Raw genomic sequence first — 24,798 nt, 5'->3', positions numbered from 1 at the left:
TTAAGGGCAAAAACAATCTGCTCTTCGGTGAATCGTGACTTTTTCATCGGCACCACCTCCGTTCAGGGGAGTGTTTATCATGCCGGAATTCTGTTTCTGAATGGAGCAGGATTTTGGGTCAGGGTCACGTAACGGACAGGCTTGCGGCTGGACCGCTTCACTTATGGATAACCAATTGATGACAGGAGTTTGCGTCCCCCGTGGAAACCTCCCGCACTGAACCCCGACATTCGCTGTTCTGGCTCGTTACCGGCTATGTAGTCATTATTACCCTGCTGGTTTTGCTGGGCGCTGCGCTGTACTACTTTGCAGGCAGCAGCATCAATCTGCCTGCGGCGCTTCCCCGACAAATTGCCTTCTGGGCACTGATGGTCTGGCTGGCCCTGGTCTGGTTCTGCCCGCTGTTCATTCTGGCGTGGAAAGCCCTCATTCGCCTCAAAGCCCGTGACGTGACGGGGAGTGGTATTGACGGGAAGCGACAGCGCCCGCCTGAAAACCAACTTGTCCGCGATATCGTCACCCAGATGCGTTTTCAGTACGGCTGGCGCTGGCGCAGCAAGGTGCGCATTCTGCTGGTGGTCGGCAATGAACATGAAGTCGAACAGGCGGTGCCGGGACTCACGACCCAGCACTGGCTGGAAGGTCACAATACGTTGCTGTTATGGCACGGCAATCCTGCCGACGAACCGCAACCGGCACAGCTTAAAGCACTGCGTAAAATTCGCCGCCGCCTCGCCGATGCCATCGTCTGGGTGGTCAATGCGCAGACTGAACTCAGTCATGACACTCTCGATACCGTTTCCCGGCAGTTGCACAAACAGTTTCATCTGCTGGGGCAGGAAATTCCGCTGTGGCTGTGGGAAATCCATCAGCCGGAATGGGAACAGCCCGGCTTACCGGCACAGGGTATTGGTTTCATTTCCGCACCCGGTGTCACCTCTGAGGATATAAATCAGTCGCTGACGGCACTGGAACAGCCGCTTATTCGTCAGGGGATGCAGCAGGCAGAGCAGGACCGCAGCCACGCCTTTTTGCTGCACCTTGCGCACCACCTGCGAACCGGTGGCACGGCACGTCTGACGCATAGGTTGTCTCAGTTGGTTGAAGGTGCACGGGCGCTGCCGCTGGCCGGGATGGTATTTAGCCCGTCAGTCACCTCGGGCTCGGCTTCATTACGTCACGCCTGGCAACCGGGCAAAGGCTGGCTGGATTTACTGGCCCAGCGCTGGCGGCGACCCGTTGCAACGGGTGTGTCCTGGCGTAAATCGTTGTTACTGGTGTGTTCGTGCATCCTTACGCTGTGGCTGGCCTGCGTCGCCTTCTCATATATGGCCAACCTGCGCCTGATGCAGGCCGACCATCAGCTGGCGCTGTCTGCCACGGATACCGCTTCGCCGGTCGCCACTCAGCTCATGTCTTTACGTGCGCTACAAAAAGAAATCGAACGCCTGCAGTACCGTCATACCTACGGCGCGCCCTGGTATATGCGGTTTGGCCTCAGCCGAAATGACAATGTGCTCGACGCGCTCTGGCCGTACTGGCAGAAAGCAGCCATGCCGTTATTGCGCGATGCTTCCGTGCAGCACCTGAGTGAACAAATGAACGCCTGGCGAAATCTTGCTCCGAATGACCCGGCGCGGGCCACACAGTCAAAAGCCATGTACGGCCTGCTCAAAGCGTACCTGATGCTCTCAAAATCAGATAAAACTGACCCGGCATTTTTCAGCAGTACCGTAATGAAGAACTGGCGGTTACGTGACGGCGTGCAGGACGGCACCTGGATGATGAACGGCAGCGATATGCTGACCTTTATGCTGCAAAACCTCCCCGCACATCCTGACTGGCGCGTTGCCCCCGATATGCAGCTGGTGAGCGAAATGCGCACGACGCTGTTACGTCAGATTGGTGCCAGCAATGCGGAGGCTACCCGCTATCAGCAACTGATTGACCAGGTATCCCGCGATTATGCTGATATGTCACTGGGTGAAATGGTCAACGGGACCGACAGCAGCCGTCTGTTCAGTACAGGTGAAACCCTACCCGGCGTCTTTACCCGCAAAGCATGGGAAGAAGACGTGGAGCCCGCGCTGGATAAACTGGCAAACGCCCGTCGCGACGAAATTGACTGGGTACTCAGCGACAGTCAGCATGCTGCGAATACCGAACTCTCTCCGGAAACGATGAAGACGCGACTGAAGGCCCGCTACTTCTCCGATTACGGTGCCGCCTGGCTGAAGTTCCTCAACAGCCTCCAGTGGCGTCAGGCTGCCAGCCTGTCGGAGTCTATTGAACAACTCACGCTGTTGGCCGATGTTCGCCAGTCACCGCTGATTGCGCTGATGAACACGCTGAATATTCAGGGACGCGCCGGGCAGAGCGGTGGTGACCTGGCCGACTCTCTGGTGAAATCCGCAAAGAGCCTCATTCATAACGACAAAGCCAACGTCGTGGAGCAAAACACCGGCCCGCATGGTCCGATGGATGACACCTTTGGCCCGCTGCTTGCGCTGAGCGACACCACGTCAGCGACACAAAATCCCCTGAGCCTGCAAACCTTCCTGACCCGCATCACTCGCGTACGCCTGCGCCTGCAGCAGGTCACGAATGCGCCTGACCCGCAGGCGATGATGCAGTCGCTGGCACTGACCGTTTTCCAGGGCAAAGCTGTTGACCTTACCGATACCCGCGATTATGGCAGCCTGATTGCCGCCAGCCTCGGCCAGGAGTGGAGCGGTTTCGGGCAGACCGTATTTGTGCAACCGATGGTTCAGGCATGGGAGCAGGTGCTTTCTCCGACCTCTCAGAGCATTAACAGCCAGTGGAAAACCGATATTGTCACCCCGTGGGAGACAGCCTTCAACGACCGCTATCCGTTTGTTGACCGCCAGAGTGATGCGTCACTGCCCGAACTTGCGCAGTTTATGCGCATGGACACCGGACGTATTGCGCAGTTTATCAACACCCGGCTGGGTGGCCTGCTGCGTCTGGAGGGCGACAAATGGGTGCCAGATGCCATGAACAGTCAGGGGCTGACGTTTAACCCGGCCTTTATTGACGCACTCAACCATCTGACCCGTATCTCGAACGTTGCCTTTGCCCACGGTGATGTCGCGCTGCACTTCCAGCTGATGGCAAAACCGTCCCGTGATGTGGTGGAATCCAACCTCACCGTTGACCGCCAGAAGCTGCAGTACTTTAACCAGGAAGAGAGCTGGCAGATGCTGGCCTGGCCGGACAACCGCTGGCAGCCGCAAACCACCCTAACCTGGCGCACCGTGAAGACAGGTGGGCGTCTGTATGCCGATGAACCCGGAAGCTGGGGACTTATTCGCCTGCTGGATAAAGCGCTGGTCACTGACCTTGGCGATAATCAATATCGCGTGGCGTGGATAACCCCGGACGGGGTGGCGCTGAACTACCTGATGCGTACGGAACTCGGCAAAGGCCCGCTGGCCCTGCTTGATTTACGGGGCTTCACTCTGCCTTCTGAGGTCTTTGCCACGGGCACGTCACCTGTGCCTGCCGCGAAGAACGGAGGGAATAAATAATGCTGCGTCCATCACGCCTTATCTGCGCACTTCTGTTGGTGCCAACCCTTACCCTTGGCGGCTGTGGTCTGTATCAGAAAACCAAGCAGGGGACAGCATCTGTCGCCAGCGCCGTTTTTTACCGGCAGGTTGAAACGCTGCATCTTTCCTTTGTGGCCCGCGAGGCCATTAACCACGACGATGCCCAGCAGTCGATGCCGCTGCGCGTGCGCATCCTGCAGCTCAATGACCGCAAAACCTTTGATAGTGTGGAATACACCGACCTGTTAACGCAGCCGGACATCATTCTGAAAGACAGCCTGGTAACACAGCGACAGCTCAGCGTTACGCCGGGGCAGACGGTAAACCTCGATATCCCCATGGATGAGAAAGCAAACGTTGTGGCAATTGTTGGACTGTTTCGTCTCCCCGACCGAGTAAGGGGAAACTGGAAGCTTGTATTGAGCCGCGATGACCTCGACCCGGATGACCCGCGAGTTATCGAAATCCGCAATAACACGCTGTGGTTAAGGCCGGTGAAAGAATGAACGACCATGAATTTTTGAAATATTTTGACAGCGAAATGCGCTGGCTGAAATCCGCCGCCAGAGAGTTTGCCGAGCAGCATCCTGACGCCGCCCGCCGCCTCGGCGTGGACAGCATGTCGCACAAAATGGACGAGTCCGTGGAGCAACTGTTCCAGGGGTTCTCGCTGATGATGGCGCAGCTGCGGCGCAAGATTGATGATGATATTCCCGAGCTGACAGAACCTTTGCTGGGCCACCTGCTGCCGGTGGTGAACCGTACCCTGCCGTCAATGGGCGTGGTGGAACTGACGCCGGATAGGGTGGCACAGGTACGGGACGCGGTATTACCGGAAGGCACCACGCTGTTGACCCGCCCAATGGATGAATCCGGACTTCGCTGTCCGTATCGCACTACCGACGAATTAACGCTGCACCCACTCACTCTTAACGGTGTCAGCGCACAGTTTCATCCTGATGGGCACCAGGTGTTGAGTCTGCGCTTCTCACTCAGCCAGTACGCTGACCCGAGCCAGATAAACCTGCAGGCGTTGCCGCTGTATATCAACGGTGACCGCCCGCTGCAGTCGATGCTGTACCAGGCACTGACGCACCATGTCAGCCGTATCACGGTGCGGTTGCCTCAGACCGGCAACCCAGACCCGTTGCCGTTTGGCGGGACATTGGCTAACCGCTGGCAGCAGCACTGGAAGTCTGTATGGCCGCAGAGTGACAGCCCGGCGCTGTGTGGTGAAGTGCGCCCGTGGCTTGAGTATTTCAGCTTTCCTGCGCGGTTTGCTTTCTTCACCCTAACCGGGCTTGATACGCTGCCACTCAGTGAGGAATGCCGTGACGTTATCCTGGAAATCCATCTCACCCAGCCGCTGACTCGCGATATCCCTTTACCCGATGATGCGCTACGCATTAACTGCGTTACGGTCATTAATCTGTTTTCCCTGAATGCGGAACCGCTGAAAGTACAGCCTACGGTGCTGGATTATCGCCTGCGCCCGCACCGGCTGCGTGACCACCATACTGAAATCTACAGCGTAGATACGGTAGCGGCGAGTGAAACCCTCGACAAACGGCAGTATGTGCCGTATCGCCAGTTCCGCCAGAAAGGCGGGATGCTCGCACGTAAAGCGTCCTGGCCGGAACGGTATTATCACACCCGTATCTGGCGCGGCGTCAGTGGCCTGCATGAAACATTACTGATGCTCGGAGGGGCATCCGGTGAACAAGATTTAGCACAGGAAGAGGCCACGTTGTTTATGAACCTCACTTGTACCAACGGCAACTATCCGCGCATGGCGCTGGATAATGCAGTGTTTGATGGCACTGCCGTTGCGGGCAACCTAACGCTGCGCTGCCAGACCCGGCACGCGCCTTCCATGCCCTCTTATCCACCACTGACTCAGCTGTATCAGTGGCACGTGCTGTCGCTGCTGCACCCCAGAGCGCTAAGCCAGATGCTGGCAAGCACCGATAACCTGAAAGCCGTACTTCAGCTCTTTAACTGGAGTAATGACGACAACAACCGTCGTCGTATCGCCGGTATTACGCACGTCAGTTACAAACAGGCCTTTAACTCGTCTCATCACTGGCACGGCGTGAACATCCGCGTGGAGCTGGATGAGCATCACTTTAGCGGCATCGGCGATGCGCGTCTGTTTTGCGAACTGCTGGAGCAGTTCTTCACTCAGTACGCCAGCGTCATCCGCTTCACGCAGTTAACCGTGTTACTGACACAATCTAAGACCGAATGGACATGGCCGCAGCGGCGCATTGACCGGGTGTTGATGTGACGACTGAAAACAAAAAAAATAATCCAACCCTCCCGCTATTCTGGCTGGACGGCGAAGGCAATGACCACACGGCACGGTTTAACTTTTATCGCTTCTGCCAGCTGATTGAAGGGCTGAACGGCGGCACGCTGGGCACGGGGCGCGCCATTACAGAAGACCCGGTGCGCTTTCGCCCCAATCCGCATCTGGGTTTTCCTGCGGGGGAACTGAAGCGCACGGAAACTGACCCGGATAACCCGGATGCACCACCGACCGTCAGAACGAACTTCTTCGGCCTGTACGGGGTGGACTCGCCACTGCCCACGGCCATCATCGATGATATTAACCAGGGGCGCGACGGGGCCGATGCCATGGCTGCGTTTCTGGATATCTTCAACCACCGGCTGATGACGCAGTTTTACCGCATCTGGAAAAAATACAGCTACCCGGCAACGTTTGAACCTGGCGGCACAGATACTGTCTCACAGAGCCTGATGGCTCTGAGCGGTATCGCCCACAGCCAGGACATCCCATCCTCACGATTACTGGCAATACTGCAGCCTCTGCTACATCCAACGCACAACGCTGAAGGCTTAGCGGCAGTTATCCGCAGCCAGGCACCCAATACAGAGGTAAACGTGTTCCCACATCACCCAGTGAAAATGCCGGTGGCGAAACGGGCCAGGCTCTCATTGCGGGACGGTATGACGCTCGATCAGCATCCAACTCTGGGAAATGAAACCACCGCTGCCGGTTACTGCTCGCGGGTGGAACTCTCAACAAAAAATCCTGATGAAGCAAAGGGCTGGATGCCTGGCGGCCAGCTGAAACAAGATGTGATGGCGTTACTACGCACCTATCTGGGGTGTGATTACGATGTGCGCTTGTGGCTGACGATCCCGACGAGGTTACTGCCGGTTCCCCGACTGGGGGATCCGGGGCTGTTCTCGGGATACAACTTGATGCTGGGGCTGAGGGAAGACAATCTGAGTGAGATGCCGAAAACCACGCGAATCAAAGTCGGACGGCTCAGGGAAGACAGTGCAGAATTTGGGCGTGTATGATGCGTGAGAAAATAATTAACCAATATGCTTATCACCGCTTTTTGCCTGAGCATTTGCATCAGGATGCCGAGGCAATGTGGCGAGCACGCCTTTCCCACAGGCAGGACTGGTTTGTTCTCAACGCAAGAAAACCTGAATTTTTTTGTTCTTTAAAAGGAGAAAGTGATGGAATCTGCTCGTGATAAGCGTACCGGTGAAATTGTTGAAGCCGAAGACCTGTGGTTACTTGATAATGTCGATACCAGCGGCTACGTATGCTGGGGATGTGGGATCGAGATGTATCCCTCAGCCTGGCAAAAAGGCAGTAAGAAAAGACCGTCGTTTAATAAAATGCCGGGGAAAGAACACATTAACTGCGATGCTGATGCTGAAAGCATTGTTGTTAAACAGGGCCAGAAGAAAAGCGTCCGGCATCTGCTGGACAGCGCACCAGGTTTGATGCCAGCAGGATTAAAGTTGATTGAACAACGCCCAGTTGTTGATCCTGGCGCTGCTGGCGGTGAAAACAATTCCAGCTCTACGCGCTCTGTATCGTCAACATCCAGTGAGGGTAATGCTCCGGCACGGCAATCCCGTCGTCAGGTGAATGCTATTCGCCAGATTTGTAGGGCGTTTATTCGCTTCCCGTATGATCGTGGTATGTCGCTAAACATACCGGGTATTGATGCCGATACTTACATGACTGTCTTTAAAAAACTTAAAGATCCGATTCAGTCCTACCCAGATCGGCGAGTTTTCTATTCACAGTTGTTGTGGCAGGATTTTGAACAGAATGACAACAGGCTTATTATCCCGTTATCGGGCGAGTGGGCTAAAGATGAACTTGGGAAACTTAAACCCTCGCGGAGTTATAAACTCCACGTGGAGTGGGCCTGCTGGTCGCAGGCTAAACGTACAGCGCTTCGTAACGAGCTAGACGCTGCTCAGGAAGAAGCGAAGGATGCGGGTAAGAAAAAGCTAAAAGACAGGGCTCAGGTTTTCTTCCTCGGCGAGCAAAGTGTCGATGACCATGAGATCTTCTACGTTACCGACTACCGGCTAATTTGTGCGATTATCGGACATGTTTTTTATCCTAAGTATTGAAAACTAATCAACTCAATGAGTTGATGCGGAATTTTTACCAAACTGAAAACCGGAACAAACATCTTGAATAAACCTTGCCATGGATGATTTGGACCTCCATCAGTCGAGAGAATAAAGGATAAGCAGATGTGGTCAGACAAGGAATCATCAGAAGATTACCTAAATTTTGGTGAAGTATCCCAGCTAGCTGTAGATGTGCTCACCACCGAAGGTATGTTACCAGTATCAATTGGCATTTTTGGTAATTGGGGGGCTGGCAAATCTTCACTTTTGAAATTGATAGAGCAAAAACTTGAGCAAGATAACAAAGATTGGGTCGTTATCAACTTTGACTCCTGGCTCTATCAGGGTTATGACGACGCTCGAGCTGCGCTTCTTGAAGTCATCGCTACAGCGTTGACAAAAGCTGCAGAAGGAAATGCTACCCTTGTCTCAAAAACGAAGAAACTTCTAAGTCGGGTTGATGGGTTCAGAGCCATGGGCCTACTGGCTGAAGGTGCAGCTTTATTTGCAGGAGTTCCTACTGGCGGCTTCCTTTCCAGAAGCATTGGTGCATTAGGACATTTTACTGATGGCATCCAGAGCCAGGAAGAGTATGAGGCTCTGGGCAATCTGGCTAAAGAAGGTAAAGAGAAGGCTGGTGGTTTGATTAAACCGGAGGCTAAAAAAAGCCCTCCTCAGCAGATTGATGCTTTTCGTAAGGAATATGGGGAAATTTTAGAAGAGCTTGGTAAGCCACTCATCGTGGTAATTGATAATCTCGATCGCTGCCTCCCTGCCAATGCCATTCATACACTTGAAGCAATCAGATTATTCCTTTTCTTAACTAATACAGCCTTTATCATTGCAGCAGATGAGGACATGATTCGTTCTTCTGTGGCTGATTACTTCAAGGGGGCATCACAGCGCCATCAAATAGACTATCTCGATAAGCTCATCCAGGTTCCTATTCGGGTGCCAAAAGCTGGGGTGCGTGAGATCCGTTCATATCTGTTCATGCTTTATGCTATTGAGCATGGCTTAAAAAGCGAAAAACTTACTACGCTCCGTGATGGTTTAGAAAATGCATTACAGCAATCCTGGAAAGATGAACCAATCGCACGCCAGGATGCTCTAAAAATGACTGGTGAATCTGAGGATAGTCATCTTGCTTTGGCATTTGCACGTGCTGACCGTATTGCTCCTATATTAGCCAATTCTCCGATTATCCATGGCAACCCCAGAATCGTTAAGCGCTTGTTGAATGTTGTGAAAATGCGATCTCAAATTGCGAAGCGACGTACGATGCCTTTGGACGAAGCAATTATCACTAAGTTAGTAATCTTTGAACGATGTGTCGGGGTAGATGGCACCGCTGATTTATATCATCTTGTGGATATTGAACAAGGTATGCCGCAGCTACTAAAACAGCTTGAAGATGCTGATGGTCAAATACCCTCGGAAGCGCCAAAGACCTGGACTGATAATCCAACGACTAAAGCTTTCATCAGTCAATGGGCCCAACTTGAACCGCGCCTTGGCGGAATCGACTTGAGAGCCGCTATATATCTGTCCCGAGAAACTATGCCAATAGGTGCATACGTAGTTGGTTTATCGCCATCTGGTCGGGAAGCTCTGAATGCGCTTATTGAACTGAAAAATACAAGTTCACCTACAGCAGATACTCTTTTGGAAATGCTTCCTCGTGAGGAGCAAGTTCCCGTTATGGAAGGTTTAATTAGCCAGTTAAGGCAAGTGTCAGATTGGGCTCGTAGACCGAAAGGTTTCTCCGGCGCTTGTCTGTTGGCTCGCTATTCGGCAGATGCCGCGAGTATATTAATTCGTTATCTGCAGGAGTTGCAGCTGGGGATGAAACGGCCAGTGTGGATGACTGCAGCACTAAAAGATGAGCAATGGAATAAGGACGCTTAATGGGAACTTCACAATCAAGTACGGGTCCGGGAGGTGGTTCTCCACTGGTTCCGCCCTGGGCTGATGATCAGCCACAGCAACCGTTACCTTCGCCACAAGAAAGAAGGTTTGCACCATTCCGAGAATCTTTGGGAAATGCGGTCTCAAACGGCAATAGAGCAGACTTCAGGAAAGCCATAGGGCACTACGCGCGAAAAGCCGCCGGGGGAAGCAGTAGTGCGGCTCGACGGTTAGGGAGTGTCACACAAGCAGGGGCCGGATTGTTTGGGACCCTTGCGGGAATGCCTGCGGCTCCTGGAGAACCAGGCATCGATCTAGGCAGTTTGACCGGTCTCCCATGCGAACTGGCAATATCAGCTATTGCTCAAGCTTTAACATCACATGATGGTGACTCAGAAAAGATCTGCGCAGCAATGAATCATGCCTTGGTAGAGGCTCTCGATGGCGTGGAGATTTTCGATCCTCAAAGCATAACCGATGGTGTGATTGTTGACACGATGATCGGTTATTTGGCGGAAAGTATTTTTCTTCAGATGGTAATGGATTCTAACAAAGCATGGAATAAAGCAGATACTCCTTCAAAAGCAATCCATGCAGAAACTGAACTTAGAGAATTAATCAAAGTTGTTGTTGATAAGCACATGGCCCCAAAACTTGTCGGTAACATCAGAACTTTTTCAAAAAATCAAATGGTTCAAATTGAGCGCCAGGCAATCATTGAGGCTTGGCAAGAATGGGAGGCCTACCAATGACACAATTAGTTTTCCATCACGATCACCGCCAATTACCGCCAGCTGGTGATAACTTGTTGCCTGTACAGCTCTATGGATTAAGCGGGCAGGGTCGTGGTGATATATCAGTAATCGGGAATCCTGCGATTGATCGAATTAGGCGTTTGGGAGTACAAATTCCAGCTCAGGTCATGGATTTTCTAAGTATCGCACTCGCGGTAACCGCTGCCGATACCTTCGTTCAGCGTGAAAGTTCAGAGGATGGTTGGACTCGTCAATTCTCGCTACGGCTTCCCCTTCATGAGCCATCTCGATGGATTGGTTTAAAAAAAGAGCTTGAAAGCGCTTTGCATTTCCTAAGTGGAGACATCTGGGATTTCGAATTTTGTGACGGTGGTTATGCGCCGCCAGAACCGTATAGCCAGCATTCAAGGTTTCATCTGATTAAGCTGAAAGAGCTTGACTGCGTCAGCTTATTTTCGGGCGGATTGGATTCGGCTATTGGCGCAATAGACCTTCTGACCGGAGGGCGTGCTCCGCTTTTGGTTAGTCACGCTTATAAAGGAGATAAGTCACGCCAAGATCAAATTGCTGAAAGATTGAATGGCCGATACTCACGGTTTGAAATTAATGCCGATCCGCATCTATATCAGGGTGTGACTGACATTACGATGCGTACACGGAGCCTCAATTTTTTTGCCTTTGCGGCTGTAGGCGCCTGTGCTGTACAAGAAGTATCTCAACAAGAAAAAATCGATCTGTTTGTGCCTGAAAATGGGTTTATTTCGTTAAATGCGCCACTAACCCCACGCCGTATAGGTACGCTTAGCACGCGAACAACACATCCACATTTTATTGCGAGCATACAACAGCTCTTTGATGCGGTCGGTATTCCTTGCCAAATAATCAATCCATATCAGTTCAAAACGAAGGGGCAAATGGCCTCTCAATGCTTGGATAAGTCACTCTTATCTGAAGTTGTCGAAAGTACGGTATCTTGCAGTCATTGGAAACGAACAGATCAGCAGTGCGGGGTATGCGTACCGTGCATCATCCGACGGGCATCGCTTCATGCGGGAGGGATTAGTCGAGATGCTGATTACACTTTCCCGTCCCTGGCTAAAGTAATGAACGAAATTGATCGCAGGGATGATCTTATCGCTCTTAGGATTGCAATCGCACAGAAATCGACCTTGAGAATAGGAACATGGATCGCGAAGAGCGGTCCTTTGCCTGTGGCAGCATTCAATAATTTTAAGCAGGTGTTTATGGATGGTCTAAATGAGGTCGAAAAATACTTGCTGAGTGAGAGCATCGTGTGAGCATTGATATGCACTGTCATCTTGACTTATATCCTCAGCCACAACAGGTGGCTGAGGAATGCAAACGTCGGGGGACTTATATACTGTCGGTAACAACGACGCCCAGAGCATGGCATGGAACCTCTTTACTAGCCAAAGGAAACCAACGGATCCGAACAGCTCTTGGGCTCCATCCCCAAATTGCACATCAAAGATCACATGAGTTAGAGCTGTTTGATTCACTGCTTTCGGAGACCAGGTATGTTGGCGAAATAGGGCTCGATGGTGGGAAGGGATTTAAAGAGCATTGGGATGTCCAGCTGAAGGTATTCCGGCACATACTCAATAGCGTAAATCGTGCTGGGGGCAAGATTATGACCATTCATAGCCGAGGAAGTGCGTCAGCTACCCTTGATGAGATCGAAAATATTGATGGGATAGCAATATTACATTGGTTCACCGGAACACCTAAGCAGCTAGAAAGGGCAAGCGATTTAGGGTGTTGGTTCTCAGTGGGGCCAGCAATGCTCGATACGATAAAGGGTAAGGCCTTAGCTTTGAAAATTCCCAAATCACGCATTCTTACAGAAACAGATGGGCCATTTGGTAAGTTTCGTAATGATCCACTAATGCCATGGGACGGTGAGATTGCAGAAATGCAGTTAGCCACGTTGTGGGGGATGAGTCAGATGGAGGTTAAAGCTCAGCTTTTTGATAATTTTAGAGTGTTATGCAGATCTTAAATGTATTAGATAAATTCACTGCGTTGCACGAAATAATTAGTATAAAGCTTGGTTTTGTTAACGTGCTGAAAAAATGTGTATGCTCTTGTCGGAGCCTCCCCACGCTGAGAAGGCCAAACGGCAGAACCAGCTTCTAACCAGAAACATAGATAACATCTATCTATTTAGGCAAAATCATTTTGCTGAAGAAAACACATAGTCAGCCCATGCCTGCATGATAGGGCGACGTTGTTCCAACAAATCGGTTCGGTGGTAGGCCGCTTCAGATTTATTTTTAATGGTATGTGCAAGGGCTCGTTCAGCAAGATCGTGGGGATATCCATGTTCGCTGCACCAGTCACGAAAACTGGAGCGGAAACCGTGCGCAACGGCAACCCGACCGGGAGTGTCGCTGGCTGCTTTAGTCTTACGCAGGAAAGAAGTAAGCACCATATCGGAAAGAATTGTTTGCTTTCTTGGTGAGGGGAAAACAAGTTCATCGTGCAAACCTCGTATACTCTCAAGTATCGCAAGCGCTTGAACGGGCAGTGGAACACGATGCCGGATCCCCGCTTTCATTCGTTCCGGTGGTACCGTCCAGATGTTACGGCGGAAATCGATTTCGTCCCAGCGCATGGCACGCGCCTCCCCTGAACGGCTGGCGGTGAGGATCACAATCAGCAGCAGTGCACGGGTGACATTGTATCTTTCGTCGCTGTGGACATTCGTTGCAATATATAGTGGAAGGGATTTCCATGGCATGGACGGATGATGCTCAGTGCGTATATTTACACTGACCTGCTGGGGCAGAAGATGGTCAACCACATCGACCGGGTTGGCGTTACAGTGCCCGTGAGCCCATGCCCATTGCATAACTTTATGGATACGTTGCTTAATCCGCCCGGATGTTTCCGGTATCGTCATCCAGGTAGGGCGTAATACATCAGCCACGTTTGCCGGGATGATTGCATCAAGATGCGTTGTACCTAGCGAAGGGAAAACATGCTGTTCGAGTGTGGATAACCACTGCCTAGCATGCTTTTTATTACGCCATCCAGGGAGTAATTCAGTATGGATCTGCCGGGCGGCCTCTTCAAAGGTAGGAATGATAATCTTCGTGATTTCAGCCCGTTTGAGTTCAAGCGGGTCGTTACCGGCAGCCAGTTGCTCACGCATTGTCTGTGCCATTCTTCCTGCTTCAGCGATGCTGATTTCCGGGTAACTGCCCAGACCGGCATTTCGACGTTTTTGGGTAACAGGGCTGACATAACGAAGAACCCATTTTCCCCGACCTTTTGAGGAAGATGGATGAAGCGTCAGTCCGGTGATGCCACCATGCGGTAGGGGCTTGTCATCGGGCTTGATATGACGGGCTTTGGTATCGGTAAGTAATGCCATGCGGTATAAATCCTGCAATTGTGAGTATGCCACCAGTATGCCATTAGTTATGCGCTTGGCTAAGAAAGTATTGAGCTGAATTGGACTGAATTCTGGGGTGTGTGGCGGTATATTTGGGATTGGGCGATGGGGTTAGTTTGTATTGGATTTATATAGGGCAGACGTCCGTTCCGCCACTATTCAGAAGCCCTGAGTGAGAAATCACTCAGGGCTTCGTCGTTTCAGCCATCCTGGCTCTTTTCTTCCCTGATATAACCCTTTATTCCACTTCGGTTTTCATATATCCCATCGCCCCGCTGGCCGCACGATCATGGCGGGCAATATAGCGGTATAAGCCCCCGGCCAGAAACGCGCCGATAAACCAGCTGAAGTTCGCGACCTGATGCAGGCTCGGCGTAAAGCTGATAAACAGACCAATCGCCACCGCGGGCACCAGCGCGGCAATCGCTTTCGGGTTGAATCCGTTGCGATACCAATAACGACCCGAAGGCGTTGCATTAAACAGCGCATCCACATCCATATGCCCGCGCTTAATCAGGTAATAATCGGCCAGTAAAATCCCGAACAAGGGGCCGATGAATGATCCCAGCACGTCCAGCGTGTAGTGAATAATTTCCGGTGACTGGAACAGGTTCCAGGGTGTCAGCAGAACAGAACCGACAGCAGCGATCATCCCGCCGGTACGGAAACTGATTTTCTGCGGTGAGCAGTTAGAGAAGTCGAATGCCGGTGAAACAAAGTTCGCCACGATATTGATACCGATGGTCGCGATAATCATCGTCAGCAGGCCAAGTGCCACCGCAACGCTGTTGCCCACACGACTGACGGTTTCGATAGGATCGGTGATCATCTGTCCGAACAGGGATTGAGTCCCTGAAACGATCACGACGGTCACAATCGAGAACAGCAGGAAGTTAAACGGCAGGCCCCAGCGGTTACCGCGGCGGATTTCGCCCATGCTTTTGCCGTAACGTGAGAAGTCGCCGAAGTTCAGCAACGGACCGGAGAAGTAAGACACCACCAGCGCTGTGGCGGTCAGCATCTCCCAGCCTTGCTGGCCGGCGGTCAGGGTTTTAGTCGACAGCGTGAAAGAGATATTGCTCAGGCCGGTTTTATACAGGATCCAACCCGCCAGCAGCAGCATAACGACATACACCGCCGGGCCCGCCACATCGATAAAACGCTTAATTGCGCTCATTCCGTGCCAGAACACCATCGCCTGCAATACCCACATGATGCCGAAACATACCCATCCCAGCGCCGACAATCCCAGCCAGTGCGGGAGGGTCATTGGCGTCAGCGACGGGAAGAACTTCAGCAATACCAGCATTAACGCGTTAGCCGCCAGATAGGTCTGAATGCCGTACCAGGCGAAAGCGATCAGCCCGCGGATCACTGCCGGAATATTCGCCCCGAACACGCCAAATGCCTGACGGCAAATCACCGCGTAAGGTACACCGGCCTGCTGGCTTGGTTTTGCCACCAGATTGGCACAAATCTGCACGATACAAATCCCGCACAGCAAACACAGCAAAACCTGCCAGCTGGTCAGGCCGAGCGTAAAGAAGCTCGCGGCTACAACATAGCCGCCCATACTGTGCACATCGGACATCCAGAAAGAAAATATGTTGTACCAGCTCCAGTTTTGGTCACGCGTCGGTGCTAAATCATCGTTACACAGCTTCGGGCTGTAATAAGGTTTGATGATCCCGGCGCTCTGTTCAGATGGCGCCGTGGCGGAGGTGATTTCCTGATTTGGCATAAATCGTGCTCCTGTCATAAACAACATGTGAAAGTCGGAAGCCGGCTGCCGGCTGTCCAAAGTTAAAAAGCAGTCACAGGAGCACTGCATGAATCAGGCCAAATTTCATTTTTTGTATACAAAAAATCACTTTCATGTATACGATTAATCTCTCGAACGGTATACGGAGTAACGGCAATGACCAGTTGGAACGGGCTGAATACGGCCTATTTTACCGAGGATAAGGACGACCATATTTATAACGCGCTGGTGAAATCTATCGTGGAACACCAGCTTTTACCGGGCAGCAAATTGCCGGAAGAAGCGCTGGCAGAGGTGTTTTCAGTCAGCCGCACGGGGATCCGCCGTGTCCTGCAGCGCCTTGCCGCAGTGCAACTGGTGACGTTATTGCCCAAGCGTGGTGCGCATGTCACCACCCCGGATGCGGAAGAATCGCGCGATGTGTTCGCGACCCGTAAAATCCTGGAGTGCGCCAACCTGCCGCTGGTCATTGCTCATTGCCAGTCGCCACATCTGGTGGCGCTGAAAAAACTGGTGCAGGAAGAAAAGCGTGCTCACGATGAACGTAATGGTGCCGCTGCGATCCGCCTTTCCGCCGCGTTCCACGTTCAGCTTCAGGCCATTTCCGGTAATAAAGTACTTACTGAGTCTGTCTCGCAACTGACCCTGCGTTCCTCGCTGGCGATTGCCGCCTGGGGTGCACCGTGGCAGCAGGGTTGCCGTTGTCATGACCATGATGACCTTATTGAACTGCTGAAAAAACGCGATGTTGCCGGGCTGACCGCAAGCATGGCACACCATTTCGACAGCATCGTGGCCAGCCTGCACTTTGAGCAGCACAGCGGGCAGATACCCGATTTTGCGCAGATTTTTGCCACGCACAAACCCGTTACCGGCAAGGAATCAGGCTGATGGTCAAATCACTTTGTATACAACTGATCAACCCGAATACCAGCCAGGCGATGACCGGGATCATGGCACAAACAGCCCGTTCGGTTGCGGCGCCGGAAACAAACATTCTGGCCGTTTGCCCTGAAGAAGGTGCACCGTCAATTGAAGGGCATTTCGATGAAGCGATTGCCGCGCTGGGCGTATTACAGCAGATAAAAGCGGGGCGCGATGCCGGTGTCGACGGGCATATTATTGCCTGTTTCGGTGACCCGGGATTACTGGCCGCCCGCGAGCTGGCGCGTGCACCGGTGATCGGTATTGCCGAAGCGGCGATGCATCTGGCAACGATGCTGGCGACGCGATTTTCTATCGTGACCACTTTGCCGCGTACGCTGACAATCGCCCGGCATTTGTTGCATCAGTATGGATTCGAACGCCATTGCGCGGCTTTACACGCTATCGATCTGCCGGTGCTATCGCTGGAAGACGGCAGCGGGCTGGCGCAGGAAAAAGTCCGCAGGCAGTGTATCGCGGCGAAAAAATCTGACGGCAGCGGAGCGATTGTCCTCGGCTGTGGCGGAATGGCTGATCTGGCGCAGGAACTGACACTCGAGCTGAATATGCCGGTAATCGACGGCGTCAGCGCGGCGGTCAAAATGGTCGAGTCACTGGCTGCTCTGCGTCTGACGACCGGTAAACATGGTGATCTGGATTATCCCCTTGAAAAACCCTTGTCTGGCCGCTTTGCCGGGCTGAATCTGAGAGATAATTATGTCTGATTTTGAGTACGGTTTTACGGATGCCTATCCGCGAGATTTAATCGGTTACGCCGGACGCCCGCCGCATGCCAACTGGCCGGGCAACGCCCGCATTGCGGTGCAGTTTGTTCTCAATTATGAAGAGGGTGCCGAGAACAACGTTTTGCATGGTGATGCAGGTTCCGAACAATTTTTATCGGACATCATCGGTGCCGCCAGTTTCCCTGACCGCCACATGTCGATGGATTCGCTGTACGAATACGGCTCGCGTGCCGGTTTCTGGCGCATCCACAATGAGTTTCAGAAACGCGGCTTACCGCTGACCGTTTTCGGCGTGGCGATGGCACTGGCCCGCAATCCGGAAATCGTCAGCGCGATCAAGGCGGCGGATTACGACGTCGTCAGCCATGGCTGGCGCTGGATCCATTATCAGGACATGAGCAAAGCCGGGGAGGCGGAGCACATGCAAAAAGCGATTACCGTTCTGCGCGATTTGTTCGGCAAAGCACCGTCCGGCTGGTATACCGGACGCGACAGCCCGAATACGCGCCAGCTGGTGGTAGAGTCGGGTGGGTTCCAGTATGACAGCGATTATTACGGCGATGATCTGCCGTTCTGGACGCCGGTCAAACTGGAAAATGGTGAAACGAAACAGCATCTGGTGATCCCCTACACGCTGGAGACCAACGACATGCGTTTTGCCTCCCCGCAGGGGTTCAACACGGGTGAGCAGTTTTACACTTATCTGAAAGACACGTTTGACGTGTTGTACGAAGAAGGCAAAACCTCGCCGAAAATGATGTCGGTCGGGATGCACTGCCGGATATTGGGCCGCCCGGGGCGGTTTCGGGCTTTACAGCGGTTTCTCGATTACATCGGGTCACATGAGAAGGTATGGGTGTGTAAACGGCAGGACATTGCGGATCATTGGGTGAAACATTTCGGTGTTTAATCCCGAAATTCAAATTCAAATTCAAAACCTTGGGCTCGCCGCCCAAACTGGCCTTAAGGGGCGCCTATCGCCGCACCCCTTAAGAATCCCAGGCTCTTTCACTGCGCGCTCTGCTCGTTGGCTATGTTTCATAAGCCATAGCGATAGCCGCAAAATCCCGCCGCTCCGCGGTGCCCTCCGTTCGGGTTACAACCCGCGCAAAAAGATGCGCGGTTTTCCACCTCTCCTCCGGCGCGATTTTGGAACCGGCCTCAGGCTTCAACTTCACAACCTCACTATATTTTTTTAAAAAGCCCACGGGCGATTCAGAAATCTTGCTGAACGGAGCGGCTTCGAGACCTATGGCTCGAAGACCGAGAGAAGGAACCGCAGAGCGGCAAGATTTCCAGCCTGTCACGGTGGTAACTGGAACATAGCCAGCGAGCGAAGCGCGTGTTGTAACAGCGAGGGGAAATCCAAAAGGGGAAAAGCACTTTCCCCTTTTGGGCGGTTTCGGCGCAGCGCGATAAGTGATCGCTATTATTGAGAAACCGAAATTATCACCGTTCAGATTTCCCCTCGGTGGTAACCAAAACTCCCCTTCGGTGAAACCGGAAAAAAGTTTCCTCAGCTTTCCAAAGCTGAACCGTCCAATGGTTCGGTCAAACCATCAGACTCACATGGGCCGCCACAATCTTCCATCCACTTGGCATCTTCACCCACGTTTGCTGCTGACGGCCAATCTTGTCGCTGCCTTCCCGGCGGAATTCCGTACTGGCGACCGCCATGTCGTCGCCAAAAGTAGTGATGGTGGTATTGACCAGTTCCCGGTCTAACCCTTGTGACGATCGTGCTATGCGGAATGCGCGGATGGCGTCAATGCCGTAAAGATTTTCTCCCGCGCCGTAGCGCACGGTACGCGGGTCGTGCCAGAACAGTTCGTCGAGGACGGCGGTATCGTTAGTGATCAGCGCCTGTTCATAGCGATAAAATGCCGCGTTCATTTCGGCAAGGATCGCCGGGCGGTCGATATGTTCAGTTTTCATAGTGACTCTCTTTACTCTTTTCACTTCACCCTGGAAAACGGGGATGCAGGCTGTCAGGCGGGCATCACCGGAGAACTGCTGACTTTCACGATCCCCTGCTGCTCAAGCGCCCGGGCAGCGCGCAGGCAAAGGTCTTCGCGCCACGGTGGCGCTATCAGTTGTAATCCTATCGGCAGACCGGTTGATGTGGTGACCGGCACCGTTACCACCGGCAGGCCGAGGAACGAAATCGGCTGCGTCAGCATACCCATACTGGCGCGCGTTGGCAGATCCTGACCGTTGATGTGAAAGGTTTCCTGACCAATGAGGGTCGCCGGACACGGTGTGGCAGGCGCGATCAGAATGTCCCAATGATCGAACAAGGACAAGATTTGCTGCTGAAACTGCTGACGGAAACGCTGTGCCTGAACATACCATGCCGCCGGGATCATCGCCCCCGCCAGTAAGCGCTCGCGCGACAGCGGCTCAAACTGTTCCGGTATGCTGCGCAGTTTTGGCAAATACTGATTGCCGCCCTCCGACGCACTGATAATAAACGCAGCGGAACGCGCCAGTTCGGCCTGTGGCATTTCAATTTCTTCCTGCGCTCCCAGTGCCTGCGCGACCTGACATACGGCTACTTTGGCGTGATCATCGCACCAGGTGGAAAAATATCCGCCCAAAACGGCACTGCGCAAACCTTCCTGCCCGCGTTTAAGCAGTGAAAATGTCCCGGTCACAGGCTTATCGGCCTGGAAGTGATCCTGCGGATCCGTGCCCTGAATGGCATCATAAACCTGCGACAAATCTTCGCTGCAACGGGCCATCGGCCCGATGTGATCGAGGCTGGCAACAAACGGCTGGCTGCCGCGACGTGAAATCCGCCCGAAGGTGGGCTTCAGGCCCAGAATACCGCTTAACGAGGACGGCACGCGGATCGAACCGTTGGTATCGCTGCCGAGGCTGAAATGTACCAGCCCGGCAGCGACGGCAGCGGCTGAACCGCCGGAAGAGCCTCCGGCCACACGCGACAGATCCCGCGGGTTACGGGTGGTGCCATAATGGCTGTTTTCCGTGGTGAAGCCGTACGCGTAAGCATCCATATTCAGCATGCCGGAAAGCATTGCACCCTGTGAGGTCAGGCGTGAAACCGTCCAGGCGTCCTGACGTGCGGCGGCATTGTTGCTGTTAAGGCTTGCGCCTGCCAGCGTCACTTCCCCGGCCACGTCCAGCAGGTTTTTCACTGCATAAGGAATACCCGCCAGCGGAGGCAATGTTGCGCCGCTGGCCCGGATTTTATCAACTTTTGCAGCTTCACTCAGCATGCGTTCACGGGTGATATGCGTATAAGCATTGATGACCGGATTCGCCTGTTCAATGGCATCAAGCGCGAAAGTGGCTATTTCCCTGGCGGAGATATCCCCCTGCGCAAGTGCCCGATGTAACTGGCTTATCGTAAAGTGATCAAGCGATTTCATGCGCGATATACCCCGGCAATCTCCAGTCGGGCATCGAGCGGTAAATCCATCAGGGGTTGCGCCATTTGGGCGATGCGGCTGAACTGCACCAGCAATTCCTGACGACGTGCGTCGTCGAGTTCCAGCGCCAGAACGGATTCCATCTGGCAGATATAGGCGGCCCAGCTGGTCGCTGCGGATGTCTCTTTCATGCTGCTTCCTTATCAATTTTCATGAGCGAACTCTGATCAAAATCCGGCTGCGCTGCCGTTGCTGCGCGGGTCGGAGGCCCCTTCAAACATGCCGTTGGTATGGCGGACGATCGCGCCTGCGTGGCCGACGGCTTCGCTGAAATCTGGCAACAGTTCGACGTCGTGACCACGCTGTCTCAGGCCCGCCAGCGTCGGATAGGCAAAACGGCTTTCCAGTTTCAGTGAATCCGAACTCTCGCCCCAGGTACGGCCAAGCAGCCAGCGCGGGCCGCTGATCGCCTGCTGTAACGATTGTCCCTGGACCACATGGCGGATAAACACGGCGGCCTGCGTCTGCGGCTGTCCGTCTCCCCCCATTGAGCCGTAAACCATCGTGCGCCCGTCATATAAGCGTGCGGCGGCAGGATTAAGGGTATGGAACGGTTGTTTGCCCGGCGCCAGCGCCAGTAAATGCCCTGCATCGAGGCTGAAGGACGCGCCACGGTTTTGCCACAACACGCCGCTGCCCGGCAGCACCACGCCACTGCCGAACTCGTGATAAATACTCTGGATAAAAGAAACGGCCAGTCCGCTGCTGTCCATCACACCCATCCAGACGGTATCGCCCGGTCCTTTACCTTTGCCCCAGTCGGCAGCGCTGTGGGGTTTGATGCGGGTGGCGAGGGCATCCAGATATTGGGGATCCAACAGGCTCTGTGCATCCTGCGTCATCATGCGCGGATCGGTGATAAAACGGTCACGCAGGCCGAACGCCAGTTTGGTGGCTTCAACAATGCTGTGAATCGTCGCACTTTCATCCAGGGTTTCCAGCGGCAGGCGGTCAGTCAGGCCGAGGATCGCCAGTGAAACCAGCCCCTGCGTCGGCGGTGTCAGGTTGTAGATTTCGCCTTTACTGTGTTTGAGCCGCAGCGGCACACGACGCTGGGGCTTGTAAGCCGCGAGATCAGCGCGGGTGACCGGCATGCCGAGCTTTTCCATGTCGGCGGCCATATTGTCGGCCAGCTCACCACGATAGAAACTGTTCAGCCCGTCCTCGCACAGCATCGATAATGTCTGCGCCAGCTGCGGCTGGGTAAAGCGATTTCCGGCGCGGGGGACATCGCCATTAGGCAGAAAAACGTCGGCGAAGGTGCTGAAATTTTCAAGTTCGTGTTGTTTGGCACGGGTCGCAGCTTCCTGCGAGGCCGTTACCGGAATGCCGTCAGCAGCGTAACGAATGGCATCACGCAGCAGGCGGGAGAGCGGTTTTTGCTCGCCGCCAAATTCAGCCGACACATTCAGCGCTTCCTGCCAGCCGCCGACAGTGCCTGCGACTGTCAGCGCGGCTTTTGGTCCCCGATGCGGAATATGCGTTTCACCGGCATAGAAATCGAGAGTGGCGAGGGAGCCTGCGGCACCGCTGGCATCTATCGCCACCGGGTTTCCCTGCGGTGGCACAATCAGCCAGAAGCCATCGCCGCCCAGACCGTTCATGTGCGGATAGACCACGGCAATTGTCGCGGCCGCCGCCACCATCGCCTCGATGGCATTGCCGCCTTCGCGCAATACTGCAAGCGCACTCTGGCTCGCCAGATGATGGGGTGTGACCGCCATGCCCAGCGGCGCGCTGTTACTGTTAATCATGCGATGTCCTTTTTGAAACGCTTTTTTTATGCTGCCCGCGCATGCAGGGATGTGGGCGCGTAGGGATAAAGTTAAGCAAGAGGTGTTCCACATCGGCAGAATCTTCACGCTTTCACTCATAATTTAGCTTGCATTGGCAAGCATAGTGCATGGTATGTTCCGCTGAAACATTGGTTACAAAAGGGACGGGGATGAAACAGATTGATGAACGTCTGCGTGACCATTACGCAGAACTGACGCCGCAGGAACAGCGGGTGGCCGACTTTATTTTTGCCAGTATTGACGACCTGATGAGTTATAACAGCGCCGAACTGGCACGGCTGAGCGGCGTGTCGAAAGCCACGGTCAGCCGGCTGTTCAAGCGCCTGGGATATCCGAGTTACCGTGACATGCGCGATGAAATGCGCACCCTGCGCCAGAGCGGTATGCCGCTGACGGACAGTCGCGATGCGGTGCAGGGCAACACTTTGTTATCGCGGCATTATAAGCAGGAAATGGCCAACCTGACGCAGTGGATTAATCAGATTGATGGCGTACAGTTTGGCGCGCTGATCGCCGCCCTCAGTCAGGCGCGGCAGGTGCGCCTGCTGGGCTTTCGCAACAGTTATCCGGTGGCGCTGCATTTGCGTCAGCAACTGATTCAGGTACGCACTGGCGTGATGATGATGCCGCAACCGGGCCAGACGCTGGCTGAAGAACTGGTGGATCTGACTGTGCAGGATGTGGTGATTTTCGTCGCCTTCCGCCGCAGGCCGCGCATGGCGAAGGCAGTTCTCACGCAATTACAGACGATGGGCGTGCCGGTGTTGTTGATCTGCGAGCCGCAGGCCCAGACGCTGATCCCACTGGCAACCTGGCATCTGGCCGCGCCTCTCGACAGCGTATCGGCGTTTGACAGCTATTCTTCCGCCATGAGTCTGGCGAATTTACTCAGCAACGCATTGCTGCACGAGATGCTCACCTCAGGCCGGCAGCGCATTCATCAGATAAGCGATTTGTATAACGATCTGGATGAGCTTGAGCAGCGCTGATTCCCGTTTGCAGAACAAACTGAGCGCTTTTCTGGTGCTTTTGCACATTTTTAGTGCGTCATGATGGTCTTCTTTTCAGTCCTTTTGCCCTGGTTCAGGGCAAAAAAATCCCTCCTGATCGCATCCTCCGTTTTCTAATTCCTTGTGGCACCTTGATTTTGTCCGCATTTTTTTCGCTGTGCTGGTTTTGGCACATTCGTTGCAGAGTTATAAATATAAGAATCTATCGTTTCAAAAACCTTTCACCGGAGATAATCTATGAACATGAACAAACGGCTGTTGATGTGGGCAGGTGCGGCAATGTTGGTGCTTCAGGCATCTGCCGTCATGGCCGATCAGTTACAGGATATTCAGAAACGCGGCGTACTGCGCGTGGCCGTTCCTCAGGATTTCCCGCCGTTTGGTTCGGTGAGCAAGGACTTGCAGCCGGAAGGGTATGACATCGATATGGCACATTATCTGGCCGATAAGATGAAACTTAAGTTGCAACTGGTGCCGGTCACCAGCGCCAACCGCGTACCTTATCTGCAAACGGATAAAGTCGATCTGGTGATTTCAAGCCTGGGTAAAAATCCTGAGCGCGAAAAAGTCATCGATTTCAGCAATGCCTACGCACCGTTCTTCCTCGGCGTGTTTGGTGCGCAGGGGGACAAACTTTCCGACCTGAAAGCGCTGTCCGGTAAAACCATCGGCGTGACCCGTGGTGCAGTGGAAGATCTGGCACTGACAGACGTGGCGCCGAAAGATGCCAAAATTCAGCGCTATGAAGACAACAACACTACGCTGTCTGCATACCTGTCCGGTCAGGTGGAATACATCGCCACCGGTAACCTGGTGGTGGCAGCCATTGCCCGCATGAATCCGGCCAAGGCACCGGTTTCCAAAGTGATGCTCAAAGATTCGCCGTGCTACGTGGGTCTGCGTAAAGACGAACCTGCGCTGAAAGACAAAGTGAATGCACTGATCGCCGAAGGCATCAAAGACAAGACGCTGAATACGCTGTCTGAAAAATGGATGAAGGCACCGCTGCCTGCTTCCATCGGCGCGTAATCAGGGTTTGACG

At 53.5% G+C, this 24,798-nt stretch carries 20 protein-coding genes; 14 read left to right on the top strand and 6 right to left on the bottom strand.

Annotation, left to right across the window (positions count from 1 at the left end; genetic code table 11):
• The first annotated feature begins 200 nt into the window (after nt 1–200).
• The 9 genes from J1785_RS23195 (at nt 201) to qatD (ending at nt 12,668) form a co-directional block, all read left to right on the top strand.
• Complete coding sequence (locus J1785_RS23195) at nt 201–3,548, top strand: ImcF-related family protein (protein ID WP_217220878.1); 3,348 nt, start codon at nt 201–203, stop codon at nt 3,546–3,548.
• Nucleotides 3,548–4,075, top strand: coding sequence for a type VI secretion system lipoprotein TssJ (tssJ, locus tag J1785_RS23190; RefSeq protein ID WP_217220877.1), 528 nt, complete (start codon nt 3,548–3,550; stop codon nt 4,073–4,075). The genes J1785_RS23195 and tssJ overlap by 1 nt, the downstream gene beginning before the upstream one ends.
• Entirely contained in the window at nt 4,072–5,856 is a 1,785-nt protein-coding gene (gene tssF, locus J1785_RS23185) for a type VI secretion system baseplate subunit TssF (RefSeq protein WP_217220876.1), read from the top strand. Before tssJ ends, tssF begins: the two co-directional genes overlap by 4 nt.
• Nucleotides 5,853–6,899 (top strand): type VI secretion system baseplate subunit TssG, encoded by a 1,047-nt coding sequence (gene tssG, locus J1785_RS23180; RefSeq protein ID WP_217220872.1) that lies wholly within the window; start codon nt 5,853–5,855, stop codon nt 6,897–6,899. Before tssF ends, tssG begins: the two co-directional genes overlap by 4 nt.
• A 165-nt stretch (nt 6,900–7,064) precedes the next feature.
• The gene (locus tag J1785_RS23175) at nt 7,065–7,982 is read left to right on the top strand and encodes a hypothetical protein (protein ID WP_217220870.1); all 918 of its coding nucleotides are present in this window, start codon (nt 7,065–7,067) and stop codon (nt 7,980–7,982) included.
• 126 nt (nt 7,983–8,108) lie between these two features.
• Nucleotides 8,109–9,893 carry a KAP family P-loop NTPase fold protein gene (locus tag J1785_RS23170; protein WP_217220868.1) on the top strand — a complete coding sequence of 595 codons (1,785 nt, stop codon included), beginning with the start codon at nt 8,109–8,111 and terminating at the stop codon, nt 9,891–9,893.
• Nucleotides 9,893–10,645 (top strand): hypothetical protein, encoded by a 753-nt coding sequence (locus tag J1785_RS23165; RefSeq protein ID WP_217220867.1) that lies wholly within the window; start codon nt 9,893–9,895, stop codon nt 10,643–10,645. Before J1785_RS23170 ends, J1785_RS23165 begins: the two co-directional genes overlap by 1 nt.
• Nucleotides 10,627–11,946, top strand: coding sequence for a Qat anti-phage system QueC-like protein QatC (qatC, locus tag J1785_RS23160; RefSeq protein WP_217220866.1), 1,320 nt, complete (start codon nt 10,627–10,629; stop codon nt 11,944–11,946). The genes J1785_RS23165 and qatC overlap by 19 nt, the downstream gene beginning before the upstream one ends.
• An 8-nt stretch (nt 11,947–11,954) precedes the next feature.
• Complete coding sequence (qatD, locus tag J1785_RS23155; RefSeq protein WP_238483345.1) at nt 11,955–12,668, top strand: Qat anti-phage system TatD family nuclease QatD; 714 nt, start codon at nt 11,955–11,957, stop codon at nt 12,666–12,668.
• A 174-nt stretch (nt 12,669–12,842) separates the two neighbouring features.
• Here the strand turns inward: qatD and J1785_RS23150 are convergent, their stop codons facing one another.
• Both J1785_RS23150 and J1785_RS23145 read right to left on the bottom strand, forming a co-directional pair.
• Entirely contained in the window at nt 12,843–14,045 is a 1,203-nt protein-coding gene (locus J1785_RS23150) for a tyrosine-type recombinase/integrase (protein ID WP_217220864.1), read from the bottom strand.
• Nucleotides 14,046–14,304: 259 nt separating this feature from the next.
• Complete coding sequence (locus J1785_RS23145) at nt 14,305–15,807, bottom strand: NCS1 family nucleobase:cation symporter-1 (protein ID WP_217220863.1); 1,503 nt, start codon at nt 15,805–15,807, stop codon at nt 14,305–14,307.
• 177 nt (nt 15,808–15,984) lie between these two features.
• Here J1785_RS23145 and J1785_RS23140 point away from each other — a divergent pair, with 177 nt between their 5' ends.
• From J1785_RS23140 to puuE, 3 genes are read left to right on the top strand one after another with little or no spacing between them, the layout of a single operon-like run.
• Nucleotides 15,985–16,719: a GntR family transcriptional regulator gene (locus J1785_RS23140; protein ID WP_217137909.1), complete on the top strand. Its 735-nt coding sequence runs from the start codon at nt 15,985–15,987 to the stop codon at nt 16,717–16,719.
• A complete protein-coding gene (locus J1785_RS23135) occupies nt 16,719–17,477 on the top strand; it encodes an aspartate/glutamate racemase family protein (protein ID WP_217137908.1) in 759 nt (252 codons plus the stop codon). Before J1785_RS23140 ends, J1785_RS23135 begins: the two co-directional genes overlap by 1 nt.
• The gene (puuE, locus tag J1785_RS23130; RefSeq protein ID WP_217220862.1) at nt 17,470–18,408 is read left to right on the top strand and encodes an allantoinase PuuE; all 939 of its coding nucleotides are present in this window, start codon (nt 17,470–17,472) and stop codon (nt 18,406–18,408) included. The genes J1785_RS23135 and puuE overlap by 8 nt, the downstream gene beginning before the upstream one ends.
• Before the next feature lie 641 nt (nt 18,409–19,049).
• Here the strand turns inward: puuE and hpxZ are convergent.
• From hpxZ to J1785_RS23110, 4 genes are read right to left on the bottom strand one after another with little or no spacing between them, the layout of a single operon-like run.
• On the bottom strand, nt 19,050–19,433 hold the full coding sequence (gene hpxZ, locus J1785_RS23125) for an oxalurate catabolism protein HpxZ (RefSeq protein ID WP_129955035.1): 384 nt from the start codon (nt 19,431–19,433) through the stop codon (nt 19,050–19,052).
• A 53-nt stretch (nt 19,434–19,486) separates the two neighbouring features.
• Nucleotides 19,487–20,890, bottom strand: a complete 1,404-nt coding sequence (locus tag J1785_RS23120; protein WP_217137906.1) for an AtzE family amidohydrolase — start codon at nt 20,888–20,890, stop codon at nt 19,487–19,489.
• On the bottom strand, nt 20,887–21,081 hold the full coding sequence (gene hpxX, locus J1785_RS23115; RefSeq protein WP_129955037.1) for an oxalurate catabolism protein HpxX: 195 nt from the start codon (nt 21,079–21,081) through the stop codon (nt 20,887–20,889). Before hpxX ends, J1785_RS23120 begins: the two co-directional genes overlap by 4 nt.
• Nucleotides 21,082–21,117: 36 nt before the next feature.
• Nucleotides 21,118–22,704, bottom strand: a complete 1,587-nt coding sequence (locus J1785_RS23110; RefSeq protein ID WP_129955038.1) for a gamma-glutamyltransferase family protein — start codon at nt 22,702–22,704, stop codon at nt 21,118–21,120.
• 191 nt (nt 22,705–22,895) lie between these two features.
• Here J1785_RS23110 and J1785_RS23105 point away from each other — a divergent pair, with 191 nt between their 5' ends.
• Together J1785_RS23105 and J1785_RS23100 are read left to right on the top strand one after the other, a co-directional pair.
• The gene (locus J1785_RS23105; protein WP_129955039.1) at nt 22,896–23,735 is read left to right on the top strand and encodes a MurR/RpiR family transcriptional regulator; all 840 of its coding nucleotides are present in this window, start codon (nt 22,896–22,898) and stop codon (nt 23,733–23,735) included.
• Nucleotides 23,736–23,993: 258 nt separating this feature from the next.
• Nucleotides 23,994–24,785, top strand: a complete 792-nt coding sequence (locus J1785_RS23100; protein ID WP_129955040.1) for a transporter substrate-binding domain-containing protein — start codon at nt 23,994–23,996, stop codon at nt 24,783–24,785.
• The last annotated feature ends 13 nt before the right edge of the window (nt 24,786–24,798 follow it).

It is taken from the genome of Rahnella perminowiae, from assembly GCF_019049755.1.
Classification (GTDB): domain Bacteria; phylum Pseudomonadota; class Gammaproteobacteria; order Enterobacterales; family Enterobacteriaceae; genus Rahnella; species Rahnella perminowiae.
The sequence above is the reverse complement of the archived record's forward strand: the minus strand, read 5'-3'. Positions and strand labels throughout refer to the sequence as shown.